The sequence below is a fragment of the Microcoleus sp. B4-C1 genome, from assembly GCF_036705285.1.
In the GTDB taxonomy this organism is placed as follows: Bacteria; Cyanobacteriota; Cyanobacteriia; order Cyanobacteriales; family Microcoleaceae; genus Microcoleus.
The window spans coordinates 1-10,324 of the sequence record NZ_JAUBUC010000143.1 but is presented as its reverse complement, the minus strand read 5'-3'; the positions used below and the strand labels follow the sequence as shown (position 1 = coordinate 10,324).

The window sequence follows — 10,324 nt, the reverse complement described above, 5'->3', positions numbered from 1 at the left end:
AGCCGGATGAGGCGAAAGTCTCACGTCCGGTTCTGAAGGAGAGGTAGGGGTAGAAATGCCCCTATCGACTCTAACAAGACTGACTCCGCAAGGGTTTGGAACTTGCTTGCAGTTGCATGGTTTTTGGCAACTGATATAAATAGGCTGAGATTGTTTGCAGACAATCGTTCAGGTGGCACAATTAGTTTAGCAGTTATTTAAGGCGCTGCTAACTATCGATCGCCTAGAATTAGTTGAGAGATTATTAATTAACCTCGTAATAATACGGACGGCACTGACTAAGCAGAGAAACATTAATCTAGTTGTGCTTGAAAAATTAGCGTTTTTCAGGTGTTTGCTATTTGTGTCGGAAAATATTCGGCTGTTGGGCCCATCGATCTGTGCGTTCTCAGTTATTGGGACGCTTATCGCGTTCAGTAACGCCTATCAATTATACCGCTTTCAGGGAATGACGTATGAAAAAGATTCTAGTGATTGAGGACGAGCAAGTAATTCGGGAGAATATTCTCAAACTCCTCAAAGCTGAAGGTTTCGACGTGACGGGTGCAGAAAATGGATCGCAAGGTTTATATGCGGCGGTGTCAAATCTTCCCGACGTGATTATTTGCGACGTGATGATGCCAGAACTTGACGGGTATGGGGTGCTGATGGCCTTGCGCTCTAATCCTGTTACTGCTACAGTACCTTTTGTTTTTCTCACCGGTAAAGCCGATCGCTCTGAAATGCGGCAAGGTATGGAATTGGGGGCAGATGATTACCTGACTAAACCTTTTAGTAAAGCTGAACTTGTGGGCGCGATATCGAGCCGCTTGAAAAAACAAGAAGCTGTTGCTGAACAGTACAATACTTTGCGATCGCAAAGCAGCGAATTTATCCAAAAGACTGCCGACAAACTAGAGCAGATCAAAACTCGTTTGTGCAACGCACTGGAACGAGAAGAATTCCAAGTTTACTATCAGCCGCAGGTCAATGTCCAGACTGGTAAAATTATGAGCGCAGAAGCTTTAGTGCGCTGGGTACATCCAGAAAAAGGGCTGATTTCGCCCGCAGAATTTATTCCCCATGCCGAAGAAACTGGCTTCATTGTAGAGTTAGGTGAGTGGGTTTTGCAGACAGCTTGCAAGCAAATGCAAGTTTGGCAAAATGCTGGTTTTTCGGGGCTGCGGGTAGCGGTGAATCTGTCGCCGCGCCAATTTCACCAACCGGATCTCAGCAGCAGAGTTGCCCAAATTTTAGCAGAAACTGGTTTGGAAGCGAGCAGTTTAGAATTAGAGCTGACAGAAAGTTTGATGGTAGAGGATGCCGAAAGTGCGATCGCGACTTTGCAACATTTGAAAAATTTGGGAGTTTGTATATCTCTTGACGATTTCGGCACTGGGTATTCTTCTTTAAGCTATCTGACGCAATACCCATTCGATACTTTAAAAATAGACCGATGTTTTATCAGCAATATTACCGATGGTTGCACAAATGCAGCGATTGTGAAAGCTATTATTGAAATGGCGCACAGTCTCTGTCTTGAGGTAATTGCCGAAGGAGTTGAAACAGAAGCAGAAAAAGATTTTCTCTGGCGCTATAAGTGCGATATAATGCAAGGATATTTGTTTAGTCCTCCTTTGGCTGCAGCGGATTTTGAATACTTGTTAATGACCGGAAAATAAAATATCTATAAAGTCAATATAGAGCAGATAATTAAGTGCCATAGTCGGGGTAAAATAGGGTTTTATAATCTACCAGTAACGTTGACTAAATCAAATCAAGCAATACAATAAATAAGGAGGTTTACATAGCTGTTAAACTAGCTCGATAGTATTTTTAGCTATTTTGTCCAAATTCCTTGTCATTGTCAAGCTCGGAGAACGGGGCGTGCTGATGCAGTTTGGTAAAGTGCAATAACACTTAGTCGTAGAAGAAAATCACGTAATAACCCCCACAGTTTATACTGTAAAAAAGTTGAGCGTCAGGGTGCAAAAACAGGAAAGTTCCGCTGAAGCTTTTTCAAAAAAATTGCAATATTTTTTCACATCTGTAGCGCTAAACAGGCACATTCTATTAGAATACCAAGCTATTTTTAAACAAATAGATGATGAAAAATAAGTCATTGCTCGCATTATATATCCGGCGGTTGAAGAAGTATTAAAAGGAGTAATGGCTAAATACACGGCTGAAGAAATTATTACTAACGGGGAGAACTTAAAGCCGGAGTTGATATTTTTTTACCTCCAAAAGGAAGAACCGATCCTCCGATTTAGAGCCACAAGACATCGTTACCAGGCACAAGCCTGGTAACGATGTGGCAACAGTGTTTTGTAGGAGATACTCGATAGTATTTTGAGTAAGATGCCGCCACGGATTTAAGCTGAATAAGCAGGGAAAGTCATCGCGTGTTTGGCCTTGACGTAAACTTGCTGATCTTGCTTGAGCTGTAGATAATCGAAGCGATCGCGACTTACGTAAGCTGTTACTACCTGACCCGATTCTAACAATAACTGGGTTTGAATTTCGCGTCCTACATGAATGATGCGGCTGACTTTTGCTAATGCAAAACCAGACTCCGGCTTAGTTTGAATTTCCACGTCATGGGGGCGCCAAAATACTAATTCACAATGAGCCGCTCCATTATTTTGAGCCGCTGTACCGTTGCTCGCGAACAAACCCGCAGCATTCGGCAACACATTGACAGGCCCAATAAAAGTCATCACAAAAGCTGTTGCCGGTTTGTCGTAAATTTCAGCAGGAGTGCCAACTTGTTCGACTCTACCTTGGTTCATCACCACAATTTCATCGGCTACTTCCATAGCTTCTTCTTGGTCGTGAGTCACAAAAACTGTGGTGATATTAACTTCTTTGTGAAGGTTGTGCAGCCACGATCGCAATTCTTTGCGGACTTTAGCATCTAATGCTCCAAAAGGTTCGTCTAGCAGCAGCACTTTCGGTTGAACTGCTAGAGATCTCGCCAAAGCAACCCGCTGCCGCTGACCCCCGGAAAGTTGCGAAGGATAGCGATCGCCCAAACCTTTCAACTGAACTAAATCTAAAAGTTCATCAACCCGCCTGCGAATAGAGTCTTTAGGAACTTTGCGAATTTCCATCGCAAAAGCAATATTTTTCCGAATAGTCATGTGTTTGAACAAAGCATAGTGCTGAAACACAAAACCAATATTCCGTTCCTGCACCGACTGGTGGGTAGCATCCTCGCCGATCAGGTAAATATGACCCGTGTCCGGCGGTTCGAGTCCGGCAATCATCCTTAGCAGAGTCGATTTCCCCGAACCGGAAGGCCCTAAAAGCGCGACTAGAGAGCCGTTTTTTATTTTCAAACTCACGTTGTCAATCGCGTGGAAGGAGCCGAAGTGTTTCGATACGTTCTCAATTGTAATGCTCATGACTTTGTGTACCTATTTTAGGAGTTGATGGTATTAACTCCATATATCTGACCGATTTACAGTAGTATATCCTGAAATTAATATTTTGCAAGGTCTGTAACTTTTTGTATTGTATTTCGAGCCATCCTGATGGGGACGGCGCTTGGAAGTTGACGCTGGCGGGCCGTCTGAGTTAACCCGCGAGGGTTTTCAGATGTGGCTTTAGCCGTAAAGGCGATCGTCGGAGAATAAGCCATGCTGAAATTACGTAGAAACCGGGTTTGATGGACGAAAATACTGCATCATAACCTTTAAAACCTTTAATCCCGGTAAAAAACCCGGTTTCTTTGCCGTCGCTCTATCTATATTTTACCGCTGCCGACAATTCCCCGACTCCCGGCGATATTAAAGATTTCATGTACAAATTGCTCAATCTGAGGTGCGATCGCACACAATTTAGATCACAATAGTTAATTCAGAAGCCCGCCAGCTTCACCTTTGAGAAACGGACAGAATAGTAAATTCTAACCAGAACACCACTATGGGAAAACCAACAGGCTTTATCGAATTCTTGCGCGAACTGCCCTCCGAACTCTCACCAGTCGAGAGAGTCCACAACTGGGACGAATTTCACCTACCGATGGATGAGGACAAACTCCGCAGCCAAGGCGCGCGCTGCATGGATTGCGGTATTCCGTTTTGCCACACGGGCACAATTATCAGCGGCATGGCCAGCGGTTGCCCGATTAACAACCTCATCCCCGAATGGAACGACCTAGTATATCGCGGACTGTGGAAAGAAGCCCTTGACAGACTCCACAAAACCAACAACTTCCCTGAATTCACCGGCCGCGTCTGTCCCGCCCCCTGCGAAGGCGCTTGCGTGCTCGGCATCAACAACCCGCCAGTCACGATTAAAAACATCGAAGCCTCGATTATCGATAAAGGCTGGGATGAAGGCTGGATTGCCGCCGAACCACCCGCCAAACGCACCGGCAAAAAAATCGCCGTCATCGGTTCCGGGCCCGCCGGTTTGTCCGCCGCCGCGCAACTAAATAAAGCCGGTCATTGGGTAACAGTATACGAAAGAGCCGATCGACCAGGCGGCCTGCTAATGTATGGCATCCCCAACATGAAGCTAGACAAAGAACAAGTCGTGATGCGCCGCCTCAAAGTCCTCGAAGACGAAGGCGTGACATTCGTCTGCAACACCGAAGTCGGCAAAGACTTGCCAGCAGAACAACTGCTAAAAGAATACGACTCCGTTGTGCTCTGTACCGGCGCCACCAAACCCCGCGACTTGGGCATCCCCGGCCGGGAATTAAAAGGCATCCACTTCGCAATGGACTTCCTGACTGCGAACACCAAAGCAGTTTTAGACAAGAGCACCAACGGCAACTTCATCTCCGCCGAAGGCAAAGATATCGTGATCATCGGCGGTGGCGACACCGGCACCGACTGCGTGGGCACATCCATCCGCCACGGCTGCAAAAGCCTCGTACAGCTAGAAATCCTGCCCAAACCGCCCTCGGAACGCGCGGCCAACAATCCCTGGCCTGAATGGCCAAAAGTCTACCGTCTCGACTACGGCCAAGAAGAAGCCGCAGCCAAATTCGGCGATGACCCCCGCGGCTATCTCACCACGGCGACAAAGTTCGAGGGCGACGAAAACGGCAATGTCAAAGCTGTGCACACCGTTGAGGTGGAGTGGGCGAAAAACGAGAAAGGGCAGTTTATTCCGAACCACATCCCCGGCACCGAAAAAGTGTTGCCGGCACAGCTTGTTTTGCTAGCGATGGGCTTCCTCGGCCCGGAACAGCCCTTGCTGGATGACTTGGGATTGGAACGTGACGCCCGCAGCAACGTGAAAGCCGAGCACGAAAAATATACAACCAGCATTCCGGGAGTTTTCGCGGCTGGTGATTGTCGCCGGGGACAAAGTTTGGTGGTTTGGGCGATTAACGAAGGGCGGGGCGTGGCCCGGGAGTGCGACCTTTATCTGATGGGGAGCACTGATTTGCCTTAGTTGGTAGGTGTGGGTCGATCGAGATTGTTTAATTTCCCATAATTTACAGCTTATTCCATGTAGATGTAGATCGCGATCGACCGGGTTTCGAGCAACAGAATCAGTAATGATGCGAGAACTGTAAAGAAACCCCTTGACACTCCCCGAGCTGAAGCTACGGGGATTCTTAAGACAACAATTGGAGTCTTAAAGGCGATGCCAAAGCACCTCTACCGATTCCACTTAGATCGAGTCCAAGCATTATCGCTACTTTTCTAGCAATGTTCGCACAACCGTTACAATCTGCATTGATTAACCAACCTTGAGCCGTTCGGTACAAACCGCGTTTAACTCGTTTACCACTAGGAAGCCACCCTTCGGGTTTTTCGCCAAATTTAGGTAGCAAATCCTTGTCAACAAACGAAGCTTTAGAAGAATACGATTCTTCTGTTTCAACGAACCTTAAACCGTATTGCTCGCACAGTTGAGCTATTCTGTCTTTCAGTCTGCCCGTAGGGATTTGTACAAACTTTTGATTAGTTTTGCTTCCCATATTGGTAGACTCTTTTTGTCCTTTATTCCAACCAAAAACAACTGTTCCAATTTTGTTGTCTAAACAGTGCTGAATTACTTTCCTTGCTGCTTTGTTAACAGCGTCTCGCATTTGGCGATTCCGTTTTTCAGTTAATCCTGCCAACCGTTTAGACCAGTAGCCGTTAGATTTCCCCTCCCTAAGAAAAGCAACCCGTTTATTGTATCCTTGGTTGAGGGACTTGAGATGCTTGCCGTCAACAATAAAACTTGTGCCTACATTGCTCACGCAGGTTAGCCAGTTGTCTATTCCGTGGTCAATTGCCAAGCATTTAGCCTGGTCTACATTTGCTTGAACATCCTCTGTTTTGTAAATTAACTCCAAGTAGAAACAGCCATTTCGAGGAAGTATGCGATATTCTCGAATAATCTTAAAATCCAGATTAGATGGCATTGGTAGGAAAAACGCATCTAACCCAAACCACGCCTTAACCTTGCTTCCCAGAGGAAATCGCAGCATCCCATTCTTAAGTTTTACGGATCTTCCTGTAAATGTCACAAGTGCCATTCCGCCTTTACGGTATCCCGGCAATTTAGGACACTGCGTAACCGTTCCATCCTTAACTCCTCTGAGTAAGCCCATAAAAGACTTAAAAGATTCTGCTACCCCTGTTAGAATTTGCTGAGCTGTATCTGAATAGAACGCTTGATAGTGCAAGTTTCTATTTTCATTTCCCAAGACTTTATGTAGCTTGGCACGGTTCGGGATTTTCCCAGTTTTAAAGTATACCTGGCGAGCATAATAGATACCGCAATTAGTAAGCTTTGCTGATTCAGAACACAGATATTCTAAGATTGATTGAGTACCTGAACTAGCTCGAATTAGATGTTGCTGACAGCCGAACATTGCTAAACCCTCCTGTTATTTAGAGTACAGCAAACAACAGAACAATCTATTAATAAATGTTTCGATTCTGAACGCAAAAAGACGAAACAAAGCCGTCAAGCGAAGGACGGGGCTTCAGACCCAATTATTTGGTGAGAGCGCGGTGTACTTCATAAACCTGGAATACGCTGTATTATGCCCGTAGGGGCGGATTCGCCAAGATTTTGATTTAAAAACCCAAAATGTTGTAAACCCGCCCTTTGTACCTTGAAATAGGTAGATTGCGATTTACCGTTGGGTGGGGGCGGGTTTACGAAATTATGGATTTTAGGCAAATATTGTTGGTGAAACCCGCCCCTTGTATCTTAGGAATCAAAAATAAATAAGTTGATGAGTTATCGGTTATAACTGACATCTTGCAGCAATATCAATAAGAGGATTTTTCGTGGGGTCGGGCGGGTTTATAGAACCTATTTGCAAGCTTTAAGGCTGTTGGCGAACCCGCCCCTACGGCTAATTGAGAATGGTGCAAGATATCAGTTATAAGGAAAAAATTTTAAGATTACAATCTTCACTCCTACAGAGATCAACTTACAACTGATTTTTCTCTTTAACTATTCTAATTTACTTTTAAATCGATGTCTGATTCTAATTCACTTGAGTCAGAAATGAAAAACGGTTCTTCCTTACTTGGTATGCTAAATCAATAGCTAAATCAGTCAAATAAATTGAGGTTAAAAATATGTGTCCCAATCTTGCAGAAAGGCATAAATTACAAGAAAATTTCCGAGAAATATTTGAGTAAAAAAAACAAATTGGTTGAGGGCATTGTTTAGAATTGGTATCTGCCAGGAAAGAACTCAACAATATTTTCCAGATACTGTTAAGACTATTACTAATTGGTTTGACGAGATAATTGCTTACTTTGATAATAGGACAACAAGTGGTATTGTTGAAGGTATTAACAACAAGCTTAAGTTAATAAAACCTTCTGCATATCGCTTTATAAATTTTGAAAACTACAAAAATAGATGTTTGCTTACTTGGTATTTTAATTATTAGTTTGGCATACCAAGTAAAGAAGAACCGGAATTATTTATAATGAAATAGCCGTGCTTCTTGTTGGGTAGACAAAGCGTTTTATCAGGTTTAATAGCAGGTGTTTTCTTATTGTGGATTCAAAAAATTACCTAATTAATTTTATAAATTTTCGATAAATTTAATTTTAATCTATTAAAATATCAAAAAAATTTGGGCTATTAAACTACTAAAATAAGATAATTTACTTGCTAATCGCTAATCGCCCCAAAGCAATTAGCAATTAGCAATTTTACTCAAATTATCACATTTTGCTGATAATTCTTTGCAGGATTTCCACGCCTGTTAACGCTTGCCAGCCAAACAGCCCCAAGAGCACAACATTCAGAAAGATGTGAGTGTTTCTCGCTAAATCATTGCCTTTTTGCATCAAAGGTGTCAGCGAGGCAGAAATGGCAATTATTGCCGTCATTCCCAATCCTGCTACTAAGTGCGGGGCGACAAATAGTTTGCCGTTGTTGATGTAGGTGACAGCCATTCCGCCCACTGCACCCGTTACCATCAAGGCTAGCAGCAAAGAACCCATCTGGTGATGCTTGATGTTGAATTTGCCCTTAATTAACTCTTTTTTGACTTCGCCTTCGGCGCTTCTGGTACGTCTGATTTGCAGGCCGAGATACAAAGCATAAAATGAGATGGCCAGCAGTACCCACATTAAAACTGGGTGGAAGAATTGGCTCCAAACTTTCACTGACTGAGGAATTTCGAGATTCATAGTGTTCTGAGGATTAGCAAACATACTTCATAAAACTTAGCATACCAGTCAGGCCGTCTCGTGCGACGGTAAAAATATACGGTATGAGAGACTATTATGGCTGCCACTAAACAAGACGCTGTATTGATTCAAGCCGCCAAGACTGGCAACATTATTCACGTCCAAGCTTTACTCGCTAAGGGTGTTAACGCTAACGCCAAAGACTCTGAGGGGACGACGGCTTTGATGTTTGCTGCCCAAAAGGGCTATACAGAAATCGTGCGTACTCTACTAAACAATGACGCTAATGTCAACCAGGTGAGCAGGCGTTTTGGGCTGACGGCTTTGATGCTGGCGGCGGCTCACAAACAGGCTGACTCTGTGCGACTGTTGCTGGCGGCGGGTGCTGATGTTAATGCTAAAAATGATGATGGAAGTACGGCTTTGATGGCGGCTTCTCTCAAGGGCGATATCAATGTTGTGCGGATGTTACTTGATGCTAATGCTGATGTAAATGTCCGAGATAAAGATGGAGATTCTGCTCTGAAAATAGCTGCTTTATCGGGTCACGAAGCTGTTGTCAAAGCTTTGGTGGATGCGGGTGCGGTTGCTGACAATTCTATGCTGTTTTTAGCTGTCCGTCAAGGTAGCGCTGAAATTGTGCGAATTTTGCTCAAGTGTGGGGCGGATGCTAATGTTAGAAATCTAGAGAGCAAAACTGCTTTGATGCTGGCTGCGACGGCGGGAAATTTGGCTGTTGTCGAGGCGCTGTTGGCTGCTGGTGCTGATGTCGAAATTCCCGACAAAAACGGAGAAACTGCTTTAACTTTGGCTGCGGATTCTGGCAATACTGATGTGGTGCAAACTTTGCTTGGTGCGGGTGCTAATGCGAATGTAAAAAATGGAGATGGGGGCACGGCTTTGATGGCGGCTGCTGCTGGGGGAAATGCGCCGATCGCCCATATCTTACTCGATGCTGGCGCGGATATCAACGCTAAGGATAAAGATGATGAAACTGCTTTGAATTTTGCGGTGGTTGAAGGCTGCGAAGATGTGGTGGAATTGCTCTTAAACCGAGGTGCTAGTGTCGGTGCTAGAAATAGGTTGGGCGATACGCCTTTACTGGTGGCGGCTGTTCACGGCCACAGTGCGATCGTATCGGCTTTGCTGCAAAAAGTAAACTCAAATCGGGATGAGTTTCTGAATGCTAAAAACTTTGGGGAGACGGCTTTGACGCTGGCTGCTTTTCACGGACATACCGAGACTGTGAAGGCTTTGCTTGAGGGCGGTGCTGATCCGAATGTCCCGGCGGATTTGGGGAAAACGGCTTTAATGAAGGCGTGCGATCGCGGTTATATGGCGATCGTCCAATTATTAGTCGAAAAAGGTGCCGATGTCAACGTGCTGGATGATTCGGGCGCAACTGCTTTAATGTGGGCCGCACATCGGGGTTATCCTGATGCAGTAAAGATTTTAATTGATGCTGGTTCAGAACTAAACCACAAAAATCCGGGAAATTATACAGCTTTAATGCTGGCTGAGTTTAAGGGTTATTCTAATGTGGTGAAATTGCTCAAAAGTGCTGGAGCACTGGAGTAAGAATGAAATAGTTTTGAGTAAGGTAATTCTGTAATTCTGAGGGTAGGCTTTGGGAAGTGAAGAATCTCCTACCAAATTCATAAAATAGCGCTACATATCTACCCCCCCCAACCCCCCCTTATTAAGGGGGGGAGTAAAACTTTCTA

At 44.7% G+C, this 10,324-nt stretch carries 7 protein-coding genes; 4 read left to right on the top strand and 3 right to left on the bottom strand.

Annotation, left to right across the window (positions count from 1 at the left end; all coding sequences use genetic code 11):
• Positions 1-455 precede the first annotated feature (455 nt).
• Complete coding sequence (locus QUB26_RS30300; RefSeq protein ID WP_333209458.1) at positions 456-1,661, top strand: EAL domain-containing response regulator; 1,206 nt, start codon at positions 456-458, stop codon at positions 1,659-1,661.
• Between the two features lie 693 nt (positions 1,662-2,354).
• On the opposite strand, the gene QUB26_RS30295 is transcribed toward QUB26_RS30300, so the two are convergent.
• A complete protein-coding gene (locus tag QUB26_RS30295; protein WP_333242868.1) occupies positions 2,355-3,386 on the bottom strand; it encodes a sulfate ABC transporter ATP-binding protein in 1,032 nt (343 codons plus the stop codon).
• A gap of 520 nt (positions 3,387-3,906) precedes the next feature.
• Here QUB26_RS30295 and gltD point away from each other — a divergent pair.
• Positions 3,907-5,391, top strand: coding sequence for a glutamate synthase small subunit (gene gltD / locus QUB26_RS30290; protein WP_333054045.1), 1,485 nt, complete (start codon positions 3,907-3,909; stop codon positions 5,389-5,391).
• Between the two features lie 166 nt (positions 5,392-5,557).
• Here gltD and QUB26_RS30285 read toward each other — a convergent pair whose 3' ends face one another.
• Positions 5,558-6,808 (bottom strand): transposase, encoded by a 1,251-nt coding sequence (locus QUB26_RS30285; RefSeq protein ID WP_333242865.1) that lies wholly within the window; start codon positions 6,806-6,808, stop codon positions 5,558-5,560.
• Between the two features lie 798 nt (positions 6,809-7,606).
• On the opposite strand from QUB26_RS30285, the gene QUB26_RS32145 reads away from it, so the two are divergent.
• Positions 7,607-7,849 (top strand): transposase, encoded by a 243-nt coding sequence (locus tag QUB26_RS32145; RefSeq protein ID WP_445299655.1) that lies wholly within the window; start codon positions 7,607-7,609, stop codon positions 7,847-7,849.
• Between the two features lie 280 nt (positions 7,850-8,129).
• On the opposite strand, the gene QUB26_RS30280 is transcribed toward QUB26_RS32145, so the two are convergent.
• Positions 8,130-8,600 (bottom strand): DUF4079 domain-containing protein, encoded by a 471-nt coding sequence (locus QUB26_RS30280; protein ID WP_333242862.1) that lies wholly within the window; start codon positions 8,598-8,600, stop codon positions 8,130-8,132.
• Positions 8,601-8,696: 96 nt separating this feature from the next.
• Here QUB26_RS30280 and QUB26_RS30275 point away from each other — a divergent pair, with 96 nt between their 5' ends.
• Positions 8,697-10,178 carry an ankyrin repeat domain-containing protein gene (locus QUB26_RS30275; RefSeq protein ID WP_333242859.1) on the top strand — a complete coding sequence of 494 codons (1,482 nt, stop codon included), beginning with the start codon at positions 8,697-8,699 and terminating at the stop codon, positions 10,176-10,178.
• The last annotated feature ends 146 nt before the right edge of the window (positions 10,179-10,324 follow it).

What these genes read in the sequence shown, in the direction of transcription:
- QUB26_RS30295 (WP_333242868.1), bottom strand. Translation starts at nt 3,386, where the DNA reads ATGAGCATTACAATTGAGAACGTATCGAAACACTTCGGCTCCTTCCAC.
- QUB26_RS30285 (WP_333242865.1), bottom strand. Translation starts at nt 6,808, where the DNA reads ATGTTCGGCTGTCAGCAACATCTAATTCGAGCTAGTTCAGGTACTCAA.
- gltD (WP_333054045.1), top strand. Translation starts at nt 3,907, where the DNA reads ATGGGAAAACCAACAGGCTTTATCGAATTCTTGCGCGAACTGCCCTCC.
- QUB26_RS30280 (WP_333242862.1), bottom strand. Translation starts at nt 8,600, where the DNA reads ATGAATCTCGAAATTCCTCAGTCAGTGAAAGTTTGGAGCCAATTCTTC.
- QUB26_RS30300 (WP_333209458.1), top strand. Translation starts at nt 456, where the DNA reads ATGAAAAAGATTCTAGTGATTGAGGACGAGCAAGTAATTCGGGAGAAT.
- QUB26_RS30275 (WP_333242859.1), top strand. Translation starts at nt 8,697, where the DNA reads ATGGCTGCCACTAAACAAGACGCTGTATTGATTCAAGCCGCCAAGACT.